Below are 24,977 nucleotides of genomic sequence, written 5' to 3'. Positions count from 1 at the left end.
CGCCGCCTATCCAAGGGCGGCTGTTTTCTTTTCAGCCGGTTTACAGGACTTGAAATTTTTGAGGAAAGGAGTTTACGGATATGCAGGAACAAGTCAACGAAAAGACCGTGGCGCTCACAGTGCGCGGCGCAAAGCTGACCGGCAGGCTTCTGGCAAAGGCAATGCGGGCGGCGCTTCGGAAAATGAAGCAGGCCAGGGACGCGCCCCCGCACGGCAAGCAGACACTAAAGCAGCTTGCGGGGCAGAACGCCGGACTGTCCAATATCGAAATCACCGATCAGAACATCAAGAGCTTTGAACCCTATGCCAGGAAATACGGCATTGATTTTGCGCTGAAAAAGGACGCGACCGTGACACCTACGAAATGGCTGGTGTTTTTTAAAGGCCGGGATACCGACGCCATGACCGCCGCCTTTAAGGACTTTAGCGCAAAAACGCTGAAACGTACCACCGAAAGGCCCTCCGTTCTGGCACAGCTGAACCGGTTTAAGGAACTGGTCAAGAATCTGACGGTTGACCGCGTAAAGCACAAAGACCGGGGAGGCCCAGAGCGATGAATACCGATCAACTGAAAAAATATGTTCTTCCCTATCTGCCGTATCTTCCGGTGTTCTGGTTTGCGGATAAGCTGGGGCAAGCCTGGAGGCTGGTTCCCGGCACGGATACCATCGATCAGGTGATTCGCAGTATCAGTCTGCTGGACACTGTGATGGCAAGGCCGATGCCCTCCCTTCATCCCCATGACCTTCTGGCGGGGCTTGCGGGCACCGCCGTCGTGTATGGGATCGTATATTTCAAAAGGAAGAATGCGAAAAAGTGGCGCAAGGATATGGAGTACGGCTCCGCCCGCTGGGGGACTCTTTCCGATATCAAGCCATATATGGATGAAAATCCGGAGCAGAATGTCATTTTGACGGCCACCGAGGGACTGACCATGAACAGCCGCCCCAAAAAGCCAAAGTATGCCCGGAATAAAAATGTCCTGATTGTCGGCGGCTCCGGCTCCGGGAAAACCCGGTTCTGGCTGAAGCCCAACCTGATGCAGCTGCATTCCTCCTACGTCATCACCGACCCCAAGGGGACGCTGATTTTGGAGTGCGGGAAACTCTTGCAGCGAAACGGCTACCACATCAAAATCCTCAATACCATCGACTTTAAAAAGTCCATGCACTACAATCCCTTTGCATATCTCCGCTCGGAAAAAGACATTTTGAAGCTGGTTACGGCTTTAATTGTCAACACCAAGGGGGAGGGCAAATCCGGGGAAGATTTCTGGGTGAAAGCCGAAACCCTGCTCTACTGCGCGCTGATCGGCTACATCCACTATGAGGCTCCCGACGAGGAACGCAACCTCAATACGCTGGTGGAAATGATCAATGCCATGGAGGTGCGGGAGGATGACGAGTCGTTTAAAAATGCGGTCGATTTCATGTTCGACGCGCTGGAGGAGCGTTCTCCGCAGCATTTCGCCGTAAGGCAGTATAAGAAATACAAGCTGGCGGCGGGCAAGACGGCAAAATCCATCCTGATATCCTGCGGAGCCAGGCTCGCCCCCTTTGACATTAAAGAAATGCGGGATTTGGTCGCCTATGACGAGATGGAGCTGGATACCCTGGGCGACCGCAAGAGCGCCCTGTTCGTCATTATTTCCGACACCGACGACAGCTTTTCCTTCGTTGCGGCTCTCATGTACAGCCAGATGTTTAACCTTCTGTGTGATAAGGCGGACAATGAATACGGCGGCAGGCTGCCGGTGCATGTGCGGTGCCTTTTGGACGAATTCGCCAACATCGGGCAGATCCCCAAGTTTGAAAAGCTCATTGCCACCATAAGGAGCCGGGAGATATCGGCCTGCGTGATTTTGCAGGCGCAGAGCCAGCTCAAAGCCATTTATAAGGACAACGCCGAAACCATCGTGGGCAACTGCGATACGGCGCTGTTTTTAGGCGGCAAGGAAAAGACCACGCTGAAAGACCTGACGGAAGTCCTCGGCAAGGAAACCATCCATATGCTCAATAACAGTATCACCAAAGGGAACTCCCCCTCCTACGGCCAGAACTATCAGAAAGTAGGCCGGGAGCTGATGGCGATGGATGAGCTGTCGGTCATGGACGGCTCCAAGTGCATCTTGCAGCTACGGGGCGTCCGGCCCTTCTTTTCTGATAAGTACGACATCACGAAGCATAAAAACTATAAATACCTGTCCGATTCCAATCCGAAGAACACCTTTTCCATCGAACGCTTCCTCTCCACCCGGCTCAAGGTCAATCCCGACGAACCCTATGAGGTGTACGAGTTTGAACCGGAGCAGGAGGAACAAACCACCTGACGGCCCTTTCCGTTTTGTGCCATGCACAGCGCGGGAAGGGCATTTTTTTGTTTCTCAGCCTGTAGCGCATCGGCAGGCATTCTCTTTGTCCAGCCGGAGCAAAAAGCTCCGTCATATATCTGGATAGCATCCATTCAAATAACGAATTTAAGGAGGTACAATCTATGGAATTTTTTTCAGAAGCCATTAACGTATTGAAAGTCCTTGTCATCGCCCTTGGCGCGGGTCTCGCCGTGTGGGGCGTCATTAACCTTTTGGAAGGTTATGGAAATGACAACCCCGGCGCGAAATCGCAAGGCATGAAGCAGCTCATGGCGGGCGGCGGCGTAGTTCTCATCGGCACTCAGCTGATTCCCCTGCTGTCCGGCCTGTTCAGCTAAGGAGGTCGCCTATGAACAGCCTTCTTGACAAAATAGGCGAATGGTTTAAGGAGGCTTTAATCGGCAGCATCACCGGTAACTTTCAGGGCATGTTCGAGGAAGTGAACACCAAAGCCGGTGAAATTGCAAGCCAGGTGGGGCAAACGCCGGAGGGCTGGAACTCCGGTGTTTTCTCCATGATTAAGTCTCTTTCGGACACCGTAATCCTTCCCGTTGCCGGGATGATACTGACCTTCGTGCTGTGCTATGAGCTGATTCAGATGATCATTGATAAGAATAACATGCACGATTTTGACACCTGGATTTTTTTCAAATGGATCTTCAAGACCTTTGTTGCGACCTATATTCTCACCCACACCTTTGATATCGTTATGGCCGTGTTCGACCTCGCCCAGAGTGCGATAAACGGCAGTGCCGGGATTATCTCCGGCAGTCTGAATGTAACTCTCGCCATGGACGGGTTGCAAGCGCAGCTGGAGGCCATGGAGTGGTATGCGCTGCTGGGGCTGTACATGGAATCCGCAATCCTCAGCCTGTGCATGAAAGCATTGTCCGTCTGCATCTTCCTGATTGTCTATGGACGTATGCTGGAAATCTACCTCACCACCTCGGTGGCGGCCATCCCTTTTGCCACCATGGTCAACCGGGAATGGGGCTCTATCGGCCAGAATTATTTAAAATCTCTGTTCGCCATCGCGTTTCAGGGCTTCCTCATTATGGTCTGTGTCGCTATCTACGCGGTGCTTTTAAACAGCACCGTATTTTCAGACAACATCCACACCGCTATTTGGGGCGTCCTGGGCTATACGGTGCTTTTGTGCTTCTCCCTGTTTAAGACGGGAAGCCTCTCGAAGTCAATTTTTGCTGCACATTGATTGAGTGACAACCCTTACATGAAATATGAAGAAAGGAAGGAAACCCTTATGAGTGATACGAATGCCGGCGCTGTACCGGAAACTGCCGGAACAGCCGAACCCCTCAAGCTGGACGTAACCGTCCGGCCCATTACCCCAAAGAACAACCTGCTGGCCTTTGCCAGCGTAAAAATTGCCGACTGCTTTGTGGTGGACAACATTAAGATTGTAGCCGGTGACAAAGGGCTGTTTGTCAATATGCCCAGCGCCCAGGACGGCAAAGGAAAATTCCATGATGTCTGCTTTCCGGTGACCGCCGATTTCCGCCAGCAGCTTCAAAACGCCGTACTGGACGGCTATACCGCCGCCGTGGAGAAGGTGCAGAATATCGGTGCGGCCCAGCGGGAGTTTACGGAAAAACCGTCCATCAAGGATAAGCTCCGGGAGGGGGCGAAAGCCTCTGCGGAACGGGCGGCGGCCATGCCGAAAACGCCGGAAGCTGCCAAGGGCAAAGAAAATGCCCTGTGAGAAGAACCTGCCGCCTTTGTACTCCGTGGTTTATGCCGACCCCGCCTGGGAATACCGGGTCTGGAGCAAAAAAGGCTCCGGACGGAGTGCCGAAAGCCATTACCCCACCATGCACCTGCCGGATATCTGTGCGCTGCCTGTGGCTGACATTTCAGCCAAGGACAGCGCACTTTTTCTTTGGACTACCTTCCCCTGCCTGCCGGAAGCCTTTCAGGTGATCCGTGCCTGGGGATATACCTACAAAAGCGTGGCTTTCGTTTGGGTAAAGAGGAATAAAAAATCCCCCGGCTGGTTTGTAGGCATGGGCTACTGGACAAGAGCCAACGCCGAGCTGTGCCTGCTGGCTACCAGGGGGCATCCCCGGCGTGTGGCCAAAAACGTGTGCCAGATTATCGACACGCCCATAGAACAGCACAGCAAAAAGCCGGATGAAACCCGTGACCGCATTGTGGCGCTCATGGGAGACGTGCCCCGCGTTGAGCTGTTTGCCCGTCAAAAGACGGCGGGCTGGGATGTGTGGGGCAATGAAGTAGAAAGCGACATCATTTTATAAAAGAAGGAGGTGGTGGTTTATGCCTTTTGTACCCGTACCCAAAGACCTCTCCAAGGTCAAAACCAAGGTTGCCTTAAACCTGACCAAGCGGCAGCTGATCTGCTTTAGCGCGGCTGCGGCCATCGGCGTTCCAGCCTATCTTTTCAGCCGGGAAACGCTGGGCAATGAGGGCGCGATGCTTTTAATGATCGGGCTGATGCTGCCGCTGTTCTTTCTCGCCATGTATGAAAAGGACGGGCAGCCCGCCGAAAAAATACTGCGCAATATCCTCCGCACCCGCCTCTGGCCGGAAGGACGGCCCTACCGGACAAGAAACCTGTATGAAATCATCGAAAAGGAGGGAAAAGACCTTGCCTGCCAAGACCAAACAACAGACGCGGCACAAAAAGCTTCCGCCGCAAAAAAGCCGCCAGAAGCCCAAACCCGCAACAGCAAAAAAGCCCGCTCCAAAGCCGTCCGGTAACCAGGGCGGCTTTGCCGCATCCATAAAGAAAAAATGCTTCGGGCGCGCCGACGCACCGGATTCCGCTCAGAAGTCCATCCCCTACAAAGCCATGTACAAGGACGGCATCTGCCGCGTGACCGACCGGCTGTATACCAAAACCATTGTTTTTGAGGATATCACCTACCAGCTGGCGCAGAACGAGGATAAGACGCAGATTTTTGAAAGCTACTGCGATTTCCTCAACTATTTTGACTCCTCTGTCAGCGTCCAGCTCTCCTTTATCAATCAGCGCGGAAATGTGGAAGAATTTCAGCAGTCCATTGACATTCCCGAGCGTGAGGACGAGTACAACTCCATCCGGCGCGAATACACCGATATGCTGAAAAACCAGCTTGCCAAGGGCAACAACGGCCTTGTGAAAGCCAAGTACATCACCTTCGGCATTGAGGCGGACAGCCTGAAAGCCGCCAAGCCCCGCATGGAACGGGTGGAGGCGGATATTCTCGCCAATTTCAAGACCATGGGCGTCAAGGCCCGTCCTCTCACGGGGCTGGAGCGTCTGGAAACCCTTTACGGGCAGTTCCATCCGAACGGTAAGGAAAAGCTGCGGTTTTCATGGAAGGATATTCCGAACACCGGGCTTTCCACCAAGGACTTTATCGCGCCCACCAGCTTTACCTTTAGAGAGGGCAAGACCTTCCGCATGGGGGAGCATTACGGAGCCGTGAGCTTTCTCCAGATACTGGCTCCGGAGCTGACCGACCGCCTGCTGGCGGACTTTCTGGAGCTGGATACCGCCATCACGGTCAACCTGCATATCCAAAGCATTGACCAGTCGGAAGCCATCAAGACCATCAAGCGCAAGCTGTCCGACTTGGAAAAAATGAAGATTGAAGAGCAGAAAAAAGCCGTGCGAAGCGGCTACGATATGGATATCATCCCCACCGACCTTGCCACCTACGGCAACGAGGCCAAAACGCTTTTGGAGGACTTGCAGAGCCGAAATGAGCGGATGTTTCTTGTCACCGTTCTGGTTTTGAACACGGCGGATCGGAAGCAGACGCTGGAAAACGACATCTTTCAGGCGGCGGGGATCGCGCAGAAATACAACTGTGCCCTGAAACGCCTGGACTACCAGCAGGAGCAGGGCCTGATGAGCAGCCTGCCGCTGGGACTGAACCATGTGGAAATCAAGCGTGGACTTACCACCTCGTCGGTGGCGATTTTCGTTCCCTTTACCACCCAGGAGCTGTTTCAGCGGGGAGAAGCCCTGTACTACGGGCTGAACGCCCTTTCCAGCAATCTCATCCTGGCCAACCGCAAGATGCTCAAGAACCCCAACGGCCTGTTTTTGGGGACGCCCGGCTCCGGCAAATCATTTGCCGCCAAGCGGGAAATTGTCAACGTGTTCCTTCTGACCGGAGACGACATCATCATATCCGATCCCGAGGCCGAGTATTTTCCCCTTGTGAGCAGGCTGGGGGGCCAGGTGGTGAAGCTGTCGCCGGTATCGACGCAGTTTATCAACCCCATGGACATCAACCCGGACTATTCCGACGACGAAGATCCCCTGACCTTAAAATCGGACTTCATCCTCAGCCTGTGTGAGCTGATTGTCGGCGGCAAGGAGGGCTTGCAGCCGGTGGAAAAAACCATCATTGACCGCTGTGTCCGCCTGGTCTACCGGGAATACCTCGCCAACCCCTCACCGGAGCGGATGCCCATTCTGGAGGACTTGTACAATCTGCTGCGCAAGCAGAACGAATCCGAAGCCCAACGCCTTGCCACGGCGCTGGAAATCTATGTGACCGGTTCTTTGAATGTATTCAACCACCGTACCAACGTGGATATCACCAACCGCCTGGTCTGCTACGACATCAAGGAGCTGGGCAAGCAGCTGAAAAAGCTGGGGATGCTCATTTTGCAGGATCAGGTATGGGGGCGTGTCACGGCCAACCGTGCCGCCCACCGCACCACCTGGTTCTACCAGGATGAGTTCCATCTGCTTTTGAAGGAGGAACAGACAGCGGCCTATTCGGTGGAAATCTGGAAGCGTTTCCGTAAGTGGGGCGGCATCCCGTCCGCCCTCACGCAGAATGTCAAAGACCTGCTTGCCAGCCGGGAAATCGAGAATATTTTTGAGAATTCCGACTTCATCTATATGCTCAACCAGGCGGGCGGCGACCGGCAGATTCTCGCAAAGCAGCTGGGTATTTCCCCTCACCAGCTGTCCTATGTCACCCACTCCGGAGCCGGGGAAGGACTGCTGTTTTACGGCAACACCATCATCCCCTTCATCGACCGTTTTCCCAAGGATACGGAGCTGTATTTGCTTTTAACAACGAAATTTAATGAGGTAAAAAATGGATAAACAAGGAGGTGTGTCCCGCGTATGAGTGATACTGCAACGCTCCAGAGCGCAGCGCTTCTGGAAAATGAGCATGTCAAGGAGTTATTGGCTATTTTAAAGGAAAACCGCGTCAGCAACCAGGATTTTATGAATGTCATCAACTATGTGGGGGCCATGGAACGCCAACTGGATACGGCGGTAAACGAGCTGATCGCCATGCGCCGGGAGCTTTCGGAGCTGCGGGATCAGCAATCCCATCCCGTGCGGATCGCCATGCAAAAGGCCATCCGTGCCCTGGAAGAAAAGATTACGGAAACGAGAGCGCGCCTGGAGTCCGTAAAAGCGGATATCATAGAGGGCTGCAAAAACGCCGTGGCCGCTTTCCGGGAAAAGGGCGTCGAGGCGCTTCATGGCCTTGATTCCTTCCTGCATATCCGGCAGGGCTTACAGGCGATACGCGACGGCATGGACAGGAACATTCAGTTTGACGAGCAGTCCATGAAGAAAATCGCCGGTATCAGCACCGAATACCACGAGGCCGGAAAGCATGTGAAAAACATAGGCCGGGCGGCGCTCGGGAAGGAAACGGTGCAGGAGGCAAAGCCCATGGGCAGGCTTGCAAAGGCAATGCAGGCTCCCTACCGTCTGGACCGCAGTTTTTCCGACGCCATCAAACAACAGGCTGTGTCGGCGCTTAACAGCCTTGATAAGCTGGAACAGCGGGTTCAGCTCCAACGGACGGATAAAACCGAGAAGGCCCGTGAGAAAAAGCCGTCCATCCTGCGGAATTTGCAGGACTTGAAAGAACAGGCGGCGCAGACACCGAAAAAAGCGCCGGTTTCCCAGCAAAAAAAACAGGAGGCCAGCCTGTAAATGCCAAGCGGTGCGGCCTGCCGTCCACAGGAGGTGAGACTGAAACTTGTCACGAAAAAAGAAATATCAGGCCAAGGATAAAATCCTTCATAAAATGACCCGCGACGGGCTGGTGGAGGTCAATGCCGCCACCGGTCAGGAAATCCGTGTCAGCAAGCGTGACGCGGATTTTCGCCTGCGGGCGGGCGACGCCCCGGAACGGGCGCAGCCATCCCCCCGCGCATCTGATAAACCCCATAAACAGCGCCGGGCGATTCCCGTGCAGGGCGTTCCTGACAGAGGAGCAAAGCAGCCGGACACTTCGGCGGCTTCCAGTCTGCCTCCGGTACAGATTGTCCCCGGCGGTAACAGCGCCGGAATACCGGAACATACGGAAGAACCGCTGTCAGCCGAAAGCTCCGTACCCAATGCCGCAGTTTCCGGGCTTGCCCATACCCTGCGTTCCCGGCACGGGCGGCGCGGCCAATCTATACAAGCGGGCAAAATTAACCACCGGGGAAATACGGAGTCTGCGGACAGAGCGAGTACAGACAGTTCGGATTCTTCCGATACCCCTAAAACCTCAGCTGCCGCAAAACAGAAAAAAACTGCCTACTATCAGAAGTTTTATAAGGAAAGCCATTCTCAAGCTGAACACCCATCGTCAACCCACAACGCGCCGCCCCAGGGCCAGACGGCTTCACTGGGCAGGCTGCAATTTGCCGCAGAGGAACAGGCTCCGTCCGGAAAGAAGCTGCCGCAAGCCCGGCGAAAATCGGAGCAGACCGCCAAACGACTGGAAAAGGCGCGGCAAACGCTTCTTCCAAAGAAGAAAAAACGTACCGGCAAGCTGGGATTTGAACCGGAGATAAAATCCAGCCGGGAACATTTGCGTGAGCCGCTCCCGCTCTGTCCGGCCAGTGCCGCTACGGATTTTGTCCTGGGCGCCGTCCAGGGCAAGCTCCGCCAGGCCGAACAGGAAAATGTGGGAACGGAGGCCGCCCACAAGGGAATGTTGCTGTCAGAACGGGGCGTCCGCACCGCTTACCGGTTCCATAAAACCGCGCCATACCGCCGCGTGGCAAGGCTGGAACGGCTTTCGTCCAAACACAACGCCGAGCTTGCCTATCAAACGCTGCTGCGGGAAAATCCCAGACTTGCGAGCAATCCTCTGTCCCGTTTTCTCCAGAAGCAGAAAATCAAGCGCCAGTACGCGAAAACGGTACGGGAATCCGCGCGGCTGACCGACCGGATCAAAAAGCTCGGTGCCGCAGGCGGCAAAGCGCTTCGGCTCGCCGCCAGTCTTGTGCGCAGTCACCCCATGGCGGTGGGCTTTCTTGCCCTGCTGCTGCTTTTGATGTTCTCCTTCTCCGCGCTCTTTACCTCCTGCACCAACATGGCGCTGGGCGGGCTGTCCTCGATTGTCCTGTCCAGCTATACCGCGGACGATGCGGACATTGACGGCGCGGAGCTTGCCTATACGGAATGGGAAACCGATTTGCAGCTGCAGATTAACCGCGCCGAGGACGATCACCCCGGATATGATGAGTACCGCTATCAGGTGGATGATATCAGCCACAATCCATTTGAACTTATGGCCTATCTGTCCGCCGCCTATCAGGATTTTCAGTTTTCCACCATTCAATCGGAGCTGCGTCGAATCTTTAACGCACAGTACACGCTGGAATTTGTGGAGGAAACGGAAATCCGCTATCGCACCGAAACCTACACCGACCCGGTAACCGGCGAGGAATCCGAGGAGGAAGTGCCCTACGAATGGCATATTCTCAATATCAAGCTGACCTCCAGGTCTTTTACCGGGGTCATTATGCCGGAGCTTGATACGGAAGAACGGGAAATGTACGACCTGTATATGCAGACCGGGGGCAACCGCCAGTACATTGCCAGTCCCTTTGATTTTGACTGGATACCCCTTGTGACCAGCTGCTACGGCTGGCGCGTCCATCCCGTGACCGGAGAAAAAAATTACCATAAGGGAATCGACATTGCCGTTCCCACCGGCACGGATATTCTGTCCGGACAGGACGGGACGGTAACACAGGCGGCCTTTGACGCGGACGGCTACGGCTGGTATATCGTGGTGGAGGGCAAGGACGGTCTGGTTTCCAAGTATGCCCACTGTAATACCCTGCTGGCCGAAGTCGGCCAACAGGTCAAAAAGGGCGAGGTCATTGCAAAATCCGGCAACACCGGCACCTCCACGGGGCCGCATCTGCATCTGGAGGTCTTAAAAAACGGGAGCTATCTCAATCCGCTGTTCTTCGCGGAAAGCCCCGGCGATGAAAGTGATTAACACCAAGAAGGAGGAATATCAACCTATGAACCCCAAACTGCTGAAAGTGAAGGAAGAAATTACGAAAACCAAGGATAAGATCGCGGATATGCAGGCCCGGCTCCGGGAGCTGGAGCGTCAGAAAACCGAGCTGGAAAATGCCGAGATTGTGGCCATCTTCCGCAAGGAAAGAATGACCGAGGAGGAATTTGCGCAGTTTATCAGCGCAATGGGACAAAAAGGAGCCGCTCCCGCCCCTTTCCGCCACACCGAAAAGGAGGCCGACCATGAGGAATAACCGATGGATGTTTCTTGCGCTCATGTTGTTTATGAGCGCGTTTTTTCTGCCGGTAACGGCTTATGCGTCCGGCCCGGCTGACAGCAGGGCACCGGTAATCAGCGCCAGAGTGTCGGAGAAAACGCTGGTGATTGAGGCCAGTGACGAGGATTCCGGTGTGGAATCCGTTTTTATTGACGGACAGGAAACCGCATACCCTGCCGAAGGGCCGCTGGAGGCGGACTTGTGGAACTATGCCGGAGCCGGACAGTATGTTTCAGCCTATGCAGTGGACTATGCCGGGAACCGCTCCGGCACCGTGAAAGTGGAAAATCCGTACTATAAGGCTTCGCTGACAGAGGATGAAACAGACGAATCCGCCGTTCCCGAGCAAAGCAGCGCCTTTACCCCGGACGGTTCCGGCACCGTGCTGGATAACGTCACGGATGAGGAAGGCAAGGAGTTTTTCACCATCACCACACCGGATGAAAATATATTCTATCTCATCATAGACCGCGCGCGGGAGGACGGTAATGTCTACTTTCTGAATGCCGTTACCGAGGACGATCTGCTTTCCCTTGCCCAAAAGGAGGACAGCGGAAAGAACGGCGAAAGTGCCGTTCCTACATCGGAATCCGCTTCCGAGCCGGAAGCTTCACCGGATTCCGGCGAGACCGCATCCGGGCAAAATCAGAGCGGCGGCGACTCCACGCTGATTTTTGTACTGCTGGCGGCGGTAATTGCTGGCGGCGCAGGCTACTATTTTAAGATATATAAGCCAAAGCATCAGGCGGCCGACGCGGAGGAACCCGAATACGACGAAAATGACGAAGAATACGATACGGAGCCGGATATACCTGACTCTGAGGACACGCAGGACGATTTTCTGTCGCCGGAGGATGAATTCGGAGACCCGGACGATCCCCCGGAGGAGGAAGATCAGCTGTAACAAAGAGGCGAAGGTTTGTGCTGGAAGTGCAGGCCATCCCGTGCTATACTGTCTTTTATCGAGAGGGTGACCAAGATGAACCAACAGGAAATAGCCGGCAGGGTGCATTTGTCCATGTACCGGCAGCTGCAAAAGGACGGCGTGGCAACGCCGGTTCAGGTGCTGATGGACGTGGGTGTCCTTTCTGCCGGGGACTATGAGAACTGGCGTTTCGGGCGGGTGGATTATCTGGAACGGGTATGCAGCGCCAATCTCCATAAGCTCTCCTATATCGTGAAAGAAATCCGCGCGTATGCCCGGAAAAACGGCTTAAAGGAATCCTGGACATTTTATAAGCGCTGGGGACGCAAGGGGCAAAAGCCCTCCGTCCGGCTGCACTTTTCAAAATCCGGCGGCGAAGCCATTGAGAAAAGCTACGCGACCCATTATATTTCCCCGAAGCTGACCCAAAAGCGGCAGGAAAACGGCAATAGCCGCCCTGCGCCGCCTGAACCTGAAACCAACTGAAAACAAACCGATCAAAAGCACCGGTGATTTGCTATCAAAGCAGATCACCGGCGCTTTTGTTATGCAAAGAAACGGAGGGAATCATTCTTGAAACTGATTATCGCAGAAAAAAACAGCGTCGGCCAGGCCATTGCCGCCGTCCTTGGCGCAAAGGAACGAAACAGTGGCTATCTGGAGGGCGGCGGATATCTGGTGTCCTGGTGTGTGGGGCATCTGGCGGGGCTGGCCCGGCCCGAAGCCTACGATACGAGCTATGACAAGTGGCGTTACGGGGATCTGCCCATCCTGCCAAAGCAGTGGCAGTTTGCCGTGGGAAAGGACAAACGGAAGCAGTTTGACGTACTGCGCGGCCTGATGCGCCGGGAGGACGTGACGGAGGTCGTCAACGCCTGCGACGCCGGACGGGAGGGAGAACTGATTTTCCGCACCGTCTATCATCTGGCGGGCTGCGCCAAACCCATGAAACGGCTGTGGATATCCTCCATGGAGGATACCGCCATCCGCAGGGGCTTTGACGGGCTGAAACCGGGCGGTGAATACGACGGGCTCCATCAGGCTGCCCTGTGCCGCTCCCAGGCGGACTGGCTGGTGGGAATCAACGCCACAAGACTGTTTTCGGTGCTGTATCGGCAGACGCTGAACATCGGGCGCGTCATGACGCCCACACTGGCGCTCTTGGTACAGCGCGAAGAGGAAATTGCCGCCTTTGTGAAAACCCCCTTTTATATACCGGAGCTGGACTGCGGAGGCTTTACGGTTTCCGGGCAAAGACAGCAGAACCGTTCGGAGGCTGAGACGATCCGCGCCGCCTGCGACGGCAGACCCGCCGTGGTGACATCGGTGCAGCGGCAGGAAAAGGAAACCACCCCGCCCAGGCTCTATGACCTCACCACCCTCCAGCGGGAGGCGAACCGGTTATTCGGCTTTACGGCGCAGCAGACCCTGGATTATCTACAGAGCCTGTATGAAAAGAAGCTGGCGACCTACCCCCGCACCGACAGCCGGTTTTTAACGGAGGATATGGCGGCGGGGCTTCCTGTCTTAGTGAATCAGGCGGCGCTTGTGGTGCCGGGGATTCGCGGCAAGGCGGCTGTCACCTGCGATGCGGGACTGGTAACGGATAACAGCAGGGTAAGCGACCACCACGCCATTCTTCCCACCATGGAAATCCGAAACGCCGATCTTGCGGCTCTGCCCTCCGGCGAACGGGACATTCTGTTTCTGGTTTCCGGCCGCCTGCTCTGCGCCGTGGCAGAGCGCCACCGCTATGCGGAGACCGTGGTCACGGTGGGCTGTGAGGGAAATTCCTTTGAGGCAAAGGGGAAAACCGTTCTGCACGGTGGCTGGAAAACCATTGACGCCGCATACCGCACCGCGCTCAAAAGCAAGCCGGAGGAAAACGGCGAACCCGCCTCTCTGCCGGAATTAACCGAGGGGCAGCGCTTTGTGGCTGTCCGGGCGGCGGTAAAGGAGGGCTTTACCACACCGCCCAAGCACTATACCGAGGATACTCTTTTAAAAGCCATGGAAACAGCCGGTTCCGAGGAGACGCCGGAAGATGCGGAGCGCAAGGGCTTAGGAACGCCCGCCACCCGCGCCGGGATTTTAGAAAAGCTGGTGAAAACCGGTCTTGTGGAGCGGAAGAACAAGCAGCTTCTGCCCGCGAAAAAAGGCATTAACCTTATTGCCGTCCTGCCGGAGGTCTTAAAATCCCCTATGCTCACCGCCGAATGGGAACACCGGCTGAAGCTGGTGGAGCGCGGCGGGCTCTCCGATACGGAATTTATCGGTGAGATCACCGCCCTGACTGCCGGGCTGGTAAAGGATAATTCCGCACCCAATCTGGATTTTATGCGCCTGTTCCCCGCACCGGTGGGAAGTCACGGCGAACCCGTGGGCGTCTGCCCCCGCTGCGGCGCTGCGGTACGGGAGGGCAAGAAAAGCTTCTATTGTGAAAATCGGGACTGCGGCTTTGCCCTCTGGCGTTATAGCCGGTTCTTCGTCTCCGCGAAAAAGGAACTCACAAAGGAAATCGCCGCCGAACTGCTGGAAAAGGGGCGCGTTTCCATGTCCGGGCTGTACAGTCCAAAGACCGGAAAGACCTACCGCGCCGTGGTGGTGCTGGAGGATACGGGCAAATACGTCAATTACAAGCTGGAATTTGAAAAAGGAGGCCGAAAATGAGCGGACGCACAAGGAATCATTCAGCGGGGAATCCCTCCGGCTCCAATCCCTTAAAAAACGCGGAAATGGCGCTGGAGGGCAACTACAATCAGATTGACGGCCTGATCAACAACGAAAAGCCGCGTTATGACCTGACTAACGGTCAAAGCTACGAGGATCTGCGGGAGCTTGCCCCGGAAACCCTGCCGGAGGAAAAGCTGTCGGTGCTGGAGCGGCTGGCCCAGGCCAAAGTCCAGGCGGAAGCCCTGCCTGAGCCGGAGGAATACGCTCCGCTGCGGGAGCGGTAGACTTTACGGATGATCATGAAGGGAGGCGACATTGCATTTGAAATTTGTGAAAAACCGAATCTTTTTAAGCGCCCTCTGCCTCTTATTGGCGGCGGGCGTTGCTTTTTTTCTCCTGCCGCGCTTTTACGAGGATAAAAGCGCTACGGTAACGGTGCTGCGGGCGGCGCAGGATATTCCTGCCGGTACGACGATTACCGAACAGATGCTGACCTCCGCCGAGGTCGGCGGCTACGGCCTGCCGGAGGGAATTGTAACCGATAAGACGCAGCTGGTGGGCAAGGTGGCGCAGACCGCCCTTGTTCAGGGGGATTACTTCTTCCCGCAAAAGGTGGGCAGTTATCTTGCCGACGAGCAGCTTGACCGGATTGCCGAAAACGGCCAGCGCCTTGTTACCGTCAGTATTGAGAGCATTGCGGCAGGACTGTCCTCCCACCTTTTGGCGGGGGATACCGTGACGGTGGCGGTCTTTTTTGAAAAGGCATCGGACGGGCAGACAACCGCGCCCCAGGTCATCGTCTACCCCGAGCTGGCCGGCCTGACGGTCTACAGCGTGGAAAACGCCAAAACCGAGGATACCGCCGAAATCCGTTCCGAGCGGGAGGACAGCCAGTCCTCTTCCAGCGATCTGGTGGCAAAGGCCGTGACCCTGATCGTCACGCAGGAGCAGGCCGAAACGCTGATTCAGGCGGAGTACACCGGAACACTCCACCTGATTTTCGAGGAAAGGGGTGTGAGCCATGAGTAAAATCCTGACCGTGTGGGGCGGCGGGCACTGCGGAAAAACGACCTTTGCGGTAAGCCTTGCCTTTGCGCTGGCAAACCGCGGCCTGCTGGTGGGGCTGGTGTCCTCCAACCTGATTTACGGGGAGCTGCAAACCTTTTTCGGGCAGGCGGTTCCCAGGGAAAAAGGGCTGTTTGCGGCCCTTCGCGGGGAAAACCCGAATCCGGGGGAGCTGTTTACGTCCAGCGGGGAAAACAAGAACCTGTTTTTCCTGTCCGTACCTACCCGGTATACGGGCCTGCTGTTTGAGGCGGTCACGCTGGAAAAGGCCGAGACCCTTTTGAACAATGCCGCGCTGATGTTTGATGTTCTGATTGTGGACGGCAGCGCTCAGCTTGCCAATCCCGTCTCCGGCGTGGGACTGTGGCTTGCGGATACGGTGCTGACCCTGCATCGGCCCTCTGTCGCCGCCTGGCTGTGGCAGACAGGGGTTACCGTCTTTGTGCGGGAGCTCCACCTGGCCGAAAAGCAGACCCATATCCTGCTTTCCCCAAACGGCAGCTTTGATGAAAAGACCTACCGGGATATGACAAAGCTGGCTTTTGCCGGGGAGCTTCCCTATGTCAGACGGGCCGCCGAGCTGGAAAACGCCGGTACGCCCCTGTATCTGTACCGTGACCGGGAATGCAGGCGCTACAGGCGAACGCTGGATAAACTGGCCGGTACGCTGATCGGGGGTGAATCCTCATGAGCGGGAACGAACGATTTTCCGTCAACGACCTGATTTACAGAGCCAACAAGCGGCGCTCCGATATGGGCGACGCGGTAAAAGCCCAGGACTACGGCGAAATCCTGGATAAGCTGCAACGGCTGATCGCCAAAAACCATTCGGCGGAGCTGGCCGAGGTGCTGTACGCGCCGGAAGCCGAAGGCCGCTTAAAAGACCTGATTATCCGCTACTTAAACAGCGAACAGCTGGTAGCAAAGGATGTGGGCAACATTTCCGAGCTGGTGGACGCCGTTTATTTCGATATGGCCGGGATGGGCCTGCTTTCCCCGTACTTGCAGGATGCCGAAACGGAGGAAATCAACGTCAACGGCTCCGAAGGCGTATGGGTGCTGTACAAAGACCGGAAGATCCGGCTGAATGAAACCTTCGGCAGCCCGGAAGCCTGCGCCAACATTGTGAGAAAGATGAGCCGCTTTGGGAACGTGATTTTAGATGGTTCCAAGCCCATCGGAGACAGCTATATCGCAAAGGGAGTGCGTATGTCCGGGGCGATTGAGCCCTGCGTTGACCCCGACGCCGGAGCCATTGCTTCTATAAGGAAGCAGAAGCCCTCCTATGTGACCCGGAAAAACCTGATCGGCTGGGATACCGCCACCGCCGACGAGCTTGACTTTCTGACGCTGTGCGTCAACAACGGTGTTTCCGTCGCCATTGCGGGAGCCACCGGCAGCGGCAAGACCGCCGATATGGGGTACATTTTAAGCACCGTGCCGCCGGAAAAGCGCATTGTCACCATTGAGGACACAAGAGAGCTTTCCTTAGCTCAGTATGATAAAGACGGCATAATGCTCAACGATGTCATCCACCTGCTGACCAAGGAGGAGCCGAACCCCGTCACCATGCTGGACTTATTAAAGCTCTCCCTGCGGCTGCATCCCAAAATCCTGGTTCCCGCCGAAATGCGCGGCAAGGAAGCGCTGACTGTGCAGGAGGCCGGGCGCACCGGACACACCATTGTCAGCACCCTCCACGCCAACAGTGCGCGGACGGCCTACGAGCGTATCCTGACCATGTGCCTGGAAGCGGGCACCGCCCTGTCGGAGGAACGGCTGCTGAAAAACATTGTGGAAGCCTTTCCGATCATGCTCTTTAAAATGCAGCTGCCCGACAACTCCCGAAAATACATGGAAATCTTTGAGGCCACCGGCGTCCAAAACGGCGAAGTGGCGGGAAACACACTGTTTCAGTATGCGGTTGACCATTACGAAAGGGACGCGGGCGGCAGGATTGTCAAAGCAGTCGGCGCACACCGTCGGTTGGGGAACCTTTCCCCGGCCCTTGCCGAACGTCTGCTGATCGGCGGTGTTCCGGGAGAGGAAATACGCCGTTTTTCAGAGGGAGGTGCGGCATGACCTCTATCCAGACTGCGCTGACGGGTGTATTTCTGCTTATCAGCTTTGCCGCGCTTATTCTGCTGCGGCCTATTTTATCCTTACCGCAAAATCCCTTAAAAAAGCGCCGGTTGGCCGTCAGCGGAGCCAAGCTCAAAGTCACCGAGCGGATCAGCCTCCATTTTGCCACGCTGTTCCGTCAGACACGCTGTACGGGAAACAAGTTTCTTGCCCTCGTGCTTGCTTCGGCAGCCGGGGGCTTTTTAGCGGGGCTGCTGCTATTTGGCGGCGCACAGCTGGCGGGTGTCATGGCAGTTTGTGTCCTGCCAGCTCCATACTTCTATTTGACCGTAAAAAGCTCCGCCGCCGCAAGAGAAGAAATAGAGGGACTGGAAAACACCATGTCCATCATCACCAACGCCTACGCGGGCTGCGACGACATCATCCGGTCGGTGGAGCTGTATGTGGAGGAAAAAAATCGGGATGTCCCGCCCCATCTGAGAGTGACAACACCCTTTGATGAATTTGTCACGGAAATCCGGCTGGTCAATCCCGATATGGTGCATGGAATGTACCGCCTTGCGGCCAAAATCCGAAACCGTTATTTTAACGAATGGGTCAAAACCCTGATTCTATGCCACCAGGACAGGCGGCTGAAATTTGCCCTGTTTCCCATTATCAAGGCCATGAATGACGCAAAGTCCATGCAGGTGGAAAGCGACGGCATGATGGTTCGGGTATGGCGGGATTATCTCATGACGGCGGGTCTGATGATTTCCATTATCCCCATGATGCGCTTTGCCAACGCCGAATGGTTTTACCTGCTGACCGGAACACCCATAGGCAGAGCGCTGATTATTCTGATGCTGCTGACTGCCCTTGCCACCGCCTTTTACGTTATGAAGGCCACAAGACCCGCCAACCGATAGGAGGAATGCCCTTGTTTTACCAGCTTATTTTAATGATCCTGCTGACTGCGGCAGGCGTTCTGATATGCAGGCAGCTTCTCAAAATCCCGAAGCTGAGCATGAAAAAGAACCTAAAGCACTTGCAGCCCGAAAAGGAAGCCGCGGGAAACCGGATGTTAAACCGGTTTATCATGCCCCTTGCAAGACCCCTTTCCCGTTTTATTCCCCTCGATCCGGTAAAGGAGGCGCGCATGGCCGCCATGCTTTGGCGGGGCGGCTCAGCACTGACGCCAAAGGAGTATTATGCCAGAGCCGTGATGTGCTCTCTGCTCACACTGCCCCTTGCGCTGCTGTTTGTCCTGCTGGGAGCCGGAAAGCTCGCGCCCCTGATTGCATTGCTGGCACTGGTGGTTTTCCGGCACTTTACCACGGACTTAAACGACCGGATGAAGGAAAAGAAAAAGCGCATCGAAGCGGAACTGCCCGGCTTTGTCCGCTCTATCTTATACCGTCTGGAGGATAACCGTCACGACGGCAGCCGGACGGTGGTGCAGGCGGATCTCATCCAGATTTTTGAGGACTATTTAAAGGTTGCCAGCGATGCGTTCCGGGAGGACGCAGCCATCCTGGTAACGGAGATGAAAGCAAAAAATATCGAAGCCGCCCTGCGAAACTTCAACCAGCGCCTGGGGCTCACCGAGGTTTCCTTTCTGGTGAACGCCCTGATCGGGCTGCACCGGGGAGAGCATCAGGGCGAAGCGCTCTCGTATCTGGCGCGGGATATGGACATCAAGGCCAAGGAAGCTTTGAGAAAACGTCTGGACAGTCTGCCGCGCCGGGTGAAAATCGCCAGTATCCCCCTTGTGGCCATTACGGTGATCAGCCTGTTCTATGTCATCGGTTCCCACCTGATGCGTTCCATGGGAGGACTGTTTTAACCGTGAAAACGGGGAGAAACCCCTTTTCAAAATACATTTTTATGGAGGTAAACACATGCAGAGTATCAAAAACGCAAGCACCCATTTCACAGAAAGGAGAACGAATTCCATGAAAAAGCACCTGACAAGCGCCTTTTTAAGGGCGAGGAACGCGCTGGCAAACCCCGGCGGCGATCAGATGACCGGCTGGCTCATCGTCGTGCTGATTGTGGTCGTGGTCGGCGCGGTCTTTATGACCCTCTACCAGGGCTCAATCACGCAGATTTGGAACAGCATCGTGTCCAAGATCACCGGCCTGCTCAGCTAATAGGCAGGATATCCGGCAGTACAGGAGGGGGCGCAGGCCCCCTCTTTTCCTTATCCCAGCCACAAAACCCAAAATTAAAATTAACGGAGGTATGTTCTTATGTTTAAGACAATGAAAAACAAAATCCAGACAGCGGCTATGAAAGCCCGCAATGCCCTGACCAATCCCAGCGGCGACCAGATGACCGGCTGGCTCATCGTCGTGCTGATTGTGGTCGTGGTCGGCGCGGTCTTTATGACCCTCTACCAGGGCTCGATCACGCAGATTTGGAACAGCATCGTGTCCAAGATCACCGGTCTGCTCAGCTGACGGGCAGTCTATCCGGCAGTACGGGAGGGGGCGCAGGCCCCCTCCTTTCCTTATCCACAGAACCCAAAATCAAATTTTATGGAGGTATCAATTATGTTCAAGACAATGAAAAACAAAATCCAGAGGTTGGCTATGAAAGCCCACAGCACACTGGCCAATCCCAGCGGCGACCAGATGACCGGCTGGCTCATCGTTGTGCTGATTGTGGTGGTGGTCGGAGCCATTTTCATGACGCTCTATCAGGATTCCATCGCCACCATTTGGAACAGCATCGTATCCAAAATCACCGGCCTGCTCAGCTAAACAGCCGTGCGGCCCATTTAACCAACAGGAGGTGCAGAGCAAATGAACAGCAGGCACCGGGGCGGACGGGGGAGATTTTCTCCCCCGTTTCCCTTTTCTAAGCTGCTTTCCGGACGAAACGGGAGCAGCTACTTTGATTTGATGATCAAAACGCTGGTGGTGCTGTCCCTCATGGTGACGGTCATCAGCTTCCTCAGCATATTTACAACCTACCTGAACTTAAATCACGTCTGCCGTCGTGTTGTCCGCGTCGTGGAGCTGGAGGGACAGGTTTCCGACCGGGCTTATGATACCTTTTACCGGCTGAAGCTGCAAACCGGACTGTCGCCGGAAATGACGGTGGAGGATGTCACCTATCAGGAGGATCAGAAAATCCAGCTGCGGGACACCTTTACCGTTACCATGACCTATGATTACACCTTTACCATTTTTACGCCCAGCTTCGCCCCGCCCATAGAAATTAAAATCCCCATGAAAGTCAGCATCAACGGAATGTCGGAAAAATACTGGAAGCTCTCACCGTGAGCGCCGGAAAGGAGGGAAACACCGTGGGAAACGTAAAAAACATGTTGAAGAACCGCAGAGGCGACGCCTTTGTGTTTCTTCTGATCCTGATTTTCTTCATCCTGACCCTAGCGGCCATCCTGATGGAATATTTCCGTATGGAGAGCCTGTATCAGCAGGCGGAATATGTCCTCCAGCGCGGCGTGAACAGCGCCGTGGAGTATGCCATGCGCGACGAGTACCGCAGGGACGGCTATCTCCTGCTGGATACGGAGGAAGCGCAGACCCAGCTGTATGAATATCTTCATGACAGCATGGGGCTGGACGCAGAGCTGAACAAATACGCGGGTACACAGTGGAATTACCGGCTGGAAATCAAAGAGCTTCTGGTGACGGAAAGCCCGCCCCGGCTGACGCTGACCGGGGAAATCGTATCCCGCAGTGTGTTCAGCTTCCTGACCGGCGAGGTGCGGCTTCCGTTTACCATATCCAGCGTCAATACCCAAACAACAGAAGGAGGTTTGGAATGAAACGAAACTATTTGCTCATCCTGCCGCTGCTGCTTTTGTGCTGCCTGCTTTTTCCCACGAAGGCATTTGCGGCAACGGACAGTGATATTCATATCGAAGTCACATCCCCCATTGACAGCCTGACAAGCGAAAGCGGCGTTGTGGCCGTGGAACAGTTCCCGGCTGAAATCCCTATTTCCGTTACCGCCTCCACCGGAACGCTGACAGAAATCAAGCTGCAATATGAGGACGGCTGGCGCATGATCCCGTCCGAGTATGTCCTTGGAATCGAAAGCAAGGAAAAATGCGGCCCCTATACCATCACCGCCAAAACCGACGAGGGCGCGGTCATGATGGTAACGGTCAACGTGGTCTTTCAGGTAAAAGCCACCTATGACACGAGATACCGCACCATCGGCATGAACATCACCGAAATCTATGACGGAGAGACACAGCTTGTGTCCTTTCCGGAGCCGCAGCGCATCGACATGGTAAACGCCAATACCGTGGCGGACTACGAGCAGGAGCGCATTGCCGCCTGGATCGGCAGGCAGGACGGCGGCACCTACACGCTCTGCGGGAGCCTTGTGGTGGAAATCCATAATATTGCCACCGGCGATATTTACGGCATCTACGACACCGATACGGAGTTTGAGGAACTGACCGCCCGCTTCGGCTGGACGAAAAAGGCGCTGGTTGCCTTTGAAACCATGGGAAATACCGAGCTTTCCTATCAGGCTCCCGTTCCCGTTAATGTGGAAGCGACCTGGTGTGACGGGGAGAAGCAGGAAATCTACGGAACCCTCACCGCCCAGGATAAGGGAGTGCCGGAGCTTTTATATCCCTATCAGACCACCTCCGTCACCTTCCATAAGAACGATATTTCTCTGTCCAGAAACTTCTCCTACCTGGGGCTGGAATGGGATTACACCCCGGACAGCGCGGAGTATGCCGACGAGGAAAGCCAGACGCAGACAGAAATCACACAGAAAATCCATTACCAGCTTCCCGCCGCAGACTTCTATTTTAAGTTTGAACCCACCGAAGGAAACGACCTGTCCGTGGTAATCCGCGCCCCCGCGACAGTCAACCGGGGGGCGGATTACTCCTTTACGGTCATTTACAGGAACAGCGGAGAAAGCTCCGCCTATGACGTACCCCTCCAAGGAACCGTTGATGAGGCCGCGATACAGGAAATCCCCGCCATGCAGGACTTCTCCCCCAATCAGAGCAAGACCTACACGGTAACACGCACGGCGGACACGGCAGCGGATGAAATTCAGCTGTGGGCCAATATCGGCGTACCGGAGGGCTTTGTTGACGGCAATCCCCAAAACAACACCGCCACGGCGGTCATAAAAATCGTTGACCCCGAGCCGGAACCGACGCCGGAGGCTGCTCCCGATGATCCCGGCGATCCGGATAACCCGCCCGACCAGCCGCCTGACGAAAAAGAAAGCTGTGACCTTTCGGCGGAAATTCTGGCCGCTCCCACGGTTTATGAACAAGAGGAATACAGCTTTACCGTCAGCTTCACCAATCAATCCGAGGTGAGCCTGCGCGCTGTGCCTCTTTCGGGTACGAATAATGAGCAGAGCCTTTCGGAAATTCCGGCGACAGCGGACTTCGCTCCGGGAGAGACCAAAACCTATACGATAACCGGAACAGCGGGCAGCGCCGGGGAGGTTTACCGCCTGTGGGCCCATGTGGACGCTCCGGACGGCTTTGAGGATGAAAACCCCGTGAACAATACCGCCGTAACTACAGTTACCGTTGTGGAAAAACCGGATACGCCGGATGATCCGGATAACCCCGACACTCCCGACGACCCCGACACGCCGGATACTCCCGATACACCGGATGACCCCGAAGATCCGGACAACCCCGATACTCCTGACAATCCAGACACGCCCGACACACCGGTTTCCAGAACCTGCGACGTGTGGACGAATCTGTCCACGCCGCCCACGGTCTATGAGAAAGAAGGCTACAGCTTCACCGTATACTTTGCCAATTCCACCGGCAAGACACTGACGGATGTGCCGCTTTCCGTGACCATCAACGGCCGACCGGTTTCCTCCGTGCCTGCCACGGCTCATTTCACGGCGTATGAGAAAAAATCCTACACGGTTACCGCGACGGCCGGAGCAAAGGGCGAGCCGCTGTATATCGTGGCTGAAATCTCCCCACCTGACGGATACACCGATGAAAATCCGGCCAACAACCGGGTTTCCGCTGAAATCATCGTGCTGGAAAAGCCCTACGATCTGGATGTGCAGCGTATCACCCCCGACCGCTACAGGGAAAACCAGACCGTTGTCACCACCATTAAGGTAGGCAACCGGGGCAGCCTTGACTTTACACCGGGACAGAATGTGACCGTTCTGTTTGAAATCCCGGAGCTGTCCTTCTCCCAACGCATGACTGCGGTTATTATGAAAAAGGATACCTGGAACACCGTTTCCCTGTGCTGGGATACCCCAAACGTGCAGTCCGATCAGGCCATTACCCTGATTGCCACGATTAACCCGGATGGGGCGCTGAACAACGAAAGCAGCGACGATAACAATGTCTACATCCGGCAGGCGGTCATTGAAAACGTCGTCTACGAGACTCCCGAGGAAAGCGAGGCTCTGCCCGACCCGCCGCAAAGAACCGGTCAGTCCCGCGTAACCTGGTGGGAGCAGCGGTATGAAAACGGCCAGTTTGTCTGGCATGAATACTACGCGGAGTTGAGTGTGAGCGCCACGCTGGAATACGCCACAAAGGAAAACGGGTATCTGAAATCCGGCTACGGCTACTCCATTGCGGTTACGCCCACCGTCCGCACCAACTACGACAAGCCGGAGCTGATTACCAACCCGCAGACGGCGGAACTCTATCTGCCGGAGTACCGCTATGAAACCGCCATTCCCCTTGTCCGGGAGGGCGGTCAGTTTATCTTTGCGGAGAATCCCGCTTCTCCCTTCCTTTATCGGAAGCAGTACCTTCCCCTCTGGTTCCCCGACGATACGGACTATATCGCACAGCTGCTGGTGACCGACGTGCATACGCCGGGCGGAACCCTGTCGAAATGGATCATCGGCGGGGAGCTGCAAATCCGGGTGGCGGACAGCATGTATTCCGATGATGTCACCACGGCGGACTGATGCTCGCGCTTTTTTATACCGTCCCCCTTATATGGGCGGCGGTTTCCGATTACAGAAAGCGGATCATTCCCGACTGGACCTGGATCAGTATCCTTGTCCTCGGGCTGGCATCCGCTTTCTTGCTGCCCGTACCGCCCCTTTATGAAAGAATTGCGGGATTTTTTCTGCCGGGGCTCTGCCTTTTATGGCTTGCCGTAAAATTCGGCGGTGTGGGCGGCGGCGATATCAAGCTGACGGCGGCCATGGGCTTTGCGTTCGGGCTGTATGCCCTGGCTGCGATCCTTTTTCTTGCCCTGCTTCCGGCCTGCGTGTACGCAAAGGCGACCAGGCAAAGAAGCGTTCCGCTGGCCGTCTTTCTATGCGTCGGCGCGTTTGGGTATGCCGCCGCTTTGCTGGCGTTTCACCTGATTTGAGAAAGGA

The 24,977-nt window shown here is 55.5% G+C and carries 27 protein-coding genes; all 27 read left to right on the top strand.

Annotated features, from left to right (window positions below; genetic code table 11):
* Positions 1 to 80 precede the first annotated feature (80 nt).
* The 27 genes from OXPF_RS07775 (at position 81) to OXPF_RS07645 (ending at position 24,970) form a co-directional block, all read left to right on the top strand.
* Positions 81 to 557, top strand: a complete 477-nt coding sequence (locus OXPF_RS07775) for a PcfB family protein (RefSeq protein WP_054874630.1) — start codon at positions 81 to 83, stop codon at positions 555 to 557.
* Positions 554 to 2,329, top strand: a complete 1,776-nt coding sequence (locus OXPF_RS07770; RefSeq protein WP_054874629.1) for a VirD4-like conjugal transfer protein, CD1115 family — start codon at positions 554 to 556, stop codon at positions 2,327 to 2,329. Before OXPF_RS07775 ends, OXPF_RS07770 begins: the two co-directional genes overlap by 4 nt.
* A 164-nt stretch (positions 2,330 to 2,493) precedes the next feature.
* Entirely contained in the window at positions 2,494 to 2,709 is a 216-nt protein-coding gene (locus OXPF_RS07765; RefSeq protein ID WP_054874628.1) for a Maff2 family mobile element protein, read from the top strand.
* Positions 2,710 to 2,720: 11 nt separating this feature from the next.
* On the top strand, positions 2,721 to 3,584 hold the full coding sequence (locus tag OXPF_RS07760; RefSeq protein ID WP_054874627.1) for a VirB6/TrbL-like conjugal transfer protein, CD1112 family: 864 nt from the start codon (positions 2,721 to 2,723) through the stop codon (positions 3,582 to 3,584).
* 48 nt (positions 3,585 to 3,632) lie between these two features.
* Positions 3,633 to 4,091: a SpoVG family protein gene (locus tag OXPF_RS07755; protein WP_054874660.1), complete on the top strand. Its 459-nt coding sequence runs from the start codon at positions 3,633 to 3,635 to the stop codon at positions 4,089 to 4,091.
* Entirely contained in the window at positions 4,081 to 4,644 is a 564-nt protein-coding gene (locus tag OXPF_RS07750) for an MT-A70 family methyltransferase (protein ID WP_054874626.1), read from the top strand. Before OXPF_RS07755 ends, OXPF_RS07750 begins: the two co-directional genes overlap by 11 nt.
* 19 nt (positions 4,645 to 4,663) lie before the next feature.
* Entirely contained in the window at positions 4,664 to 5,107 is a 444-nt protein-coding gene (locus OXPF_RS07745; protein WP_054874625.1) for a PrgI family protein, read from the top strand.
* 22 nt (positions 5,108 to 5,129) lie between these two features.
* On the top strand, positions 5,130 to 7,460 hold the full coding sequence (locus OXPF_RS07740) for a VirB4-like conjugal transfer ATPase, CD1110 family (protein WP_423230562.1): 2,331 nt from the start codon (positions 5,130 to 5,132) through the stop codon (positions 7,458 to 7,460).
* A 21-nt stretch (positions 7,461 to 7,481) separates the two neighbouring features.
* On the top strand, positions 7,482 to 8,312 hold the full coding sequence (locus OXPF_RS07735) for a DUF6674 family protein (RefSeq protein ID WP_054874623.1): 831 nt from the start codon (positions 7,482 to 7,484) through the stop codon (positions 8,310 to 8,312).
* Between the two features lie 46 nt (positions 8,313 to 8,358).
* Entirely contained in the window at positions 8,359 to 10,605 is a 2,247-nt protein-coding gene (locus tag OXPF_RS07730; RefSeq protein ID WP_054874622.1) for a M23 family metallopeptidase, read from the top strand.
* 25 nt (positions 10,606 to 10,630) lie between these two features.
* Positions 10,631 to 10,882, top strand: coding sequence for a DUF4315 family protein (locus tag OXPF_RS07725; protein WP_054874621.1), 252 nt, complete (start codon positions 10,631 to 10,633; stop codon positions 10,880 to 10,882).
* Positions 10,872 to 11,810 (top strand): DUF4366 domain-containing protein, encoded by a 939-nt coding sequence (locus tag OXPF_RS07720; protein WP_054874620.1) that lies wholly within the window; start codon positions 10,872 to 10,874, stop codon positions 11,808 to 11,810. Before OXPF_RS07725 ends, OXPF_RS07720 begins: the two co-directional genes overlap by 11 nt.
* Before the next feature lie 75 nt (positions 11,811 to 11,885).
* Entirely contained in the window at positions 11,886 to 12,317 is a 432-nt protein-coding gene (locus OXPF_RS07715; protein ID WP_054874619.1) for a hypothetical protein, read from the top strand.
* 87 nt (positions 12,318 to 12,404) lie between these two features.
* On the top strand, positions 12,405 to 14,501 hold the full coding sequence (locus OXPF_RS07710) for a type IA DNA topoisomerase (protein WP_054874618.1): 2,097 nt from the start codon (positions 12,405 to 12,407) through the stop codon (positions 14,499 to 14,501).
* On the top strand, positions 14,498 to 14,788 hold the full coding sequence (locus tag OXPF_RS07705) for a DUF4316 domain-containing protein (RefSeq protein WP_054874617.1): 291 nt from the start codon (positions 14,498 to 14,500) through the stop codon (positions 14,786 to 14,788). The genes OXPF_RS07710 and OXPF_RS07705 overlap by 4 nt, the downstream gene beginning before the upstream one ends.
* Positions 14,789 to 14,834: 46 nt before the next feature.
* Positions 14,835 to 15,533: a Flp pilus assembly protein CpaB gene (gene cpaB, locus OXPF_RS07700; RefSeq protein WP_242854355.1), complete on the top strand. Its 699-nt coding sequence runs from the start codon at positions 14,835 to 14,837 to the stop codon at positions 15,531 to 15,533.
* Positions 15,526 to 16,260, top strand: a complete 735-nt coding sequence (locus OXPF_RS07695) for a CpaE/TadZ family protein (RefSeq protein ID WP_054874615.1) — start codon at positions 15,526 to 15,528, stop codon at positions 16,258 to 16,260. Before cpaB ends, OXPF_RS07695 begins: the two co-directional genes overlap by 8 nt.
* Positions 16,257 to 17,651: an ATPase, T2SS/T4P/T4SS family gene (locus OXPF_RS07690; RefSeq protein WP_054874614.1), complete on the top strand. Its 1,395-nt coding sequence runs from the start codon at positions 16,257 to 16,259 to the stop codon at positions 17,649 to 17,651. Before OXPF_RS07695 ends, OXPF_RS07690 begins: the two co-directional genes overlap by 4 nt.
* A complete protein-coding gene (locus OXPF_RS07685; protein ID WP_054874613.1) occupies positions 17,648 to 18,559 on the top strand; it encodes a hypothetical protein in 912 nt (303 codons plus the stop codon). Before OXPF_RS07690 ends, OXPF_RS07685 begins: the two co-directional genes overlap by 4 nt.
* A gap of 11 nt (positions 18,560 to 18,570) precedes the next feature.
* A complete protein-coding gene (locus OXPF_RS23035; protein ID WP_242854349.1) occupies positions 18,571 to 19,476 on the top strand; it encodes a hypothetical protein in 906 nt (301 codons plus the stop codon).
* A gap of 109 nt (positions 19,477 to 19,585) precedes the next feature.
* On the top strand, positions 19,586 to 19,783 hold the full coding sequence (locus tag OXPF_RS07675) for a hypothetical protein (RefSeq protein ID WP_054874658.1): 198 nt from the start codon (positions 19,586 to 19,588) through the stop codon (positions 19,781 to 19,783).
* A gap of 99 nt (positions 19,784 to 19,882) precedes the next feature.
* Complete coding sequence (locus OXPF_RS07670) at positions 19,883 to 20,092, top strand: hypothetical protein (RefSeq protein WP_054874612.1); 210 nt, start codon at positions 19,883 to 19,885, stop codon at positions 20,090 to 20,092.
* Positions 20,093 to 20,185: 93 nt separating this feature from the next.
* Complete coding sequence (locus OXPF_RS07665) at positions 20,186 to 20,395, top strand: hypothetical protein (protein WP_054874611.1); 210 nt, start codon at positions 20,186 to 20,188, stop codon at positions 20,393 to 20,395.
* Positions 20,396 to 20,437: 42 nt separating this feature from the next.
* Positions 20,438 to 20,920 carry a DUF4320 family protein gene (locus OXPF_RS07660; RefSeq protein WP_054874610.1) on the top strand — a complete coding sequence of 161 codons (483 nt, stop codon included), beginning with the start codon at positions 20,438 to 20,440 and terminating at the stop codon, positions 20,918 to 20,920.
* A gap of 23 nt (positions 20,921 to 20,943) precedes the next feature.
* Positions 20,944 to 21,429: a hypothetical protein gene (locus OXPF_RS07655; protein ID WP_054874657.1), complete on the top strand. Its 486-nt coding sequence runs from the start codon at positions 20,944 to 20,946 to the stop codon at positions 21,427 to 21,429.
* Entirely contained in the window at positions 21,426 to 24,557 is a 3,132-nt protein-coding gene (locus OXPF_RS23030) for a DUF8195 domain-containing protein (RefSeq protein WP_054874609.1), read from the top strand. The genes OXPF_RS07655 and OXPF_RS23030 overlap by 4 nt, the downstream gene beginning before the upstream one ends.
* Positions 24,557 to 24,970, top strand: a complete 414-nt coding sequence (locus tag OXPF_RS07645; RefSeq protein ID WP_054874608.1) for a prepilin peptidase — start codon at positions 24,557 to 24,559, stop codon at positions 24,968 to 24,970. The genes OXPF_RS23030 and OXPF_RS07645 overlap by 1 nt, the downstream gene beginning before the upstream one ends.
* Positions 24,971 to 24,977: the final 7 nt, after the last annotated feature.

It is taken from the genome of Oxobacter pfennigii (assembly GCF_001317355.1).
GTDB lineage: Bacteria > Bacillota > Clostridia > Clostridiales > Oxobacteraceae > Oxobacter > Oxobacter pfennigii.
This window is presented reverse-complemented; position numbering and strand designations above follow the sequence as displayed.

Coding starts and splice junctions, on each gene's coding strand:
- OXPF_RS07775 (WP_054874630.1), top strand. CDS start 81: ATGCAGGAACAAGTCAACGAAAAGACCGTGGCGCTCACAGTGCGCGGC.
- OXPF_RS07770 (WP_054874629.1), top strand. CDS start 554: ATGAATACCGATCAACTGAAAAAATATGTTCTTCCCTATCTGCCGTAT.
- OXPF_RS07765 (WP_054874628.1), top strand. CDS start 2,494: ATGGAATTTTTTTCAGAAGCCATTAACGTATTGAAAGTCCTTGTCATC.
- OXPF_RS07760 (WP_054874627.1), top strand. CDS start 2,721: ATGAACAGCCTTCTTGACAAAATAGGCGAATGGTTTAAGGAGGCTTTA.
- OXPF_RS07755 (WP_054874660.1), top strand. CDS start 3,633: ATGAGTGATACGAATGCCGGCGCTGTACCGGAAACTGCCGGAACAGCC.
- OXPF_RS07750 (WP_054874626.1), top strand. CDS start 4,081: ATGCCCTGTGAGAAGAACCTGCCGCCTTTGTACTCCGTGGTTTATGCC.
- OXPF_RS07745 (WP_054874625.1), top strand. CDS start 4,664: ATGCCTTTTGTACCCGTACCCAAAGACCTCTCCAAGGTCAAAACCAAG.
- OXPF_RS07735 (WP_054874623.1), top strand. CDS start 7,482: ATGAGTGATACTGCAACGCTCCAGAGCGCAGCGCTTCTGGAAAATGAG.
- OXPF_RS07725 (WP_054874621.1), top strand. CDS start 10,631: ATGAACCCCAAACTGCTGAAAGTGAAGGAAGAAATTACGAAAACCAAG.
- OXPF_RS07720 (WP_054874620.1), top strand. CDS start 10,872: ATGAGGAATAACCGATGGATGTTTCTTGCGCTCATGTTGTTTATGAGC.
- OXPF_RS07715 (WP_054874619.1), top strand. CDS start 11,886: ATGAACCAACAGGAAATAGCCGGCAGGGTGCATTTGTCCATGTACCGG.
- OXPF_RS07705 (WP_054874617.1), top strand. CDS start 14,498: ATGAGCGGACGCACAAGGAATCATTCAGCGGGGAATCCCTCCGGCTCC.
- OXPF_RS07695 (WP_054874615.1), top strand. CDS start 15,526: ATGAGTAAAATCCTGACCGTGTGGGGCGGCGGGCACTGCGGAAAAACG.
- OXPF_RS07690 (WP_054874614.1), top strand. CDS start 16,257: ATGAGCGGGAACGAACGATTTTCCGTCAACGACCTGATTTACAGAGCC.
- OXPF_RS07685 (WP_054874613.1), top strand. CDS start 17,648: ATGACCTCTATCCAGACTGCGCTGACGGGTGTATTTCTGCTTATCAGC.
- OXPF_RS07675 (WP_054874658.1), top strand. CDS start 19,586: ATGAAAAAGCACCTGACAAGCGCCTTTTTAAGGGCGAGGAACGCGCTG.
- OXPF_RS07670 (WP_054874612.1), top strand. CDS start 19,883: ATGTTTAAGACAATGAAAAACAAAATCCAGACAGCGGCTATGAAAGCC.
- OXPF_RS07665 (WP_054874611.1), top strand. CDS start 20,186: ATGTTCAAGACAATGAAAAACAAAATCCAGAGGTTGGCTATGAAAGCC.
- OXPF_RS07660 (WP_054874610.1), top strand. CDS start 20,438: ATGAACAGCAGGCACCGGGGCGGACGGGGGAGATTTTCTCCCCCGTTT.
- OXPF_RS23030 (WP_054874609.1), top strand. CDS start 21,426: ATGAAACGAAACTATTTGCTCATCCTGCCGCTGCTGCTTTTGTGCTGC.
- OXPF_RS07645 (WP_054874608.1), top strand. CDS start 24,557: ATGCTCGCGCTTTTTTATACCGTCCCCCTTATATGGGCGGCGGTTTCC.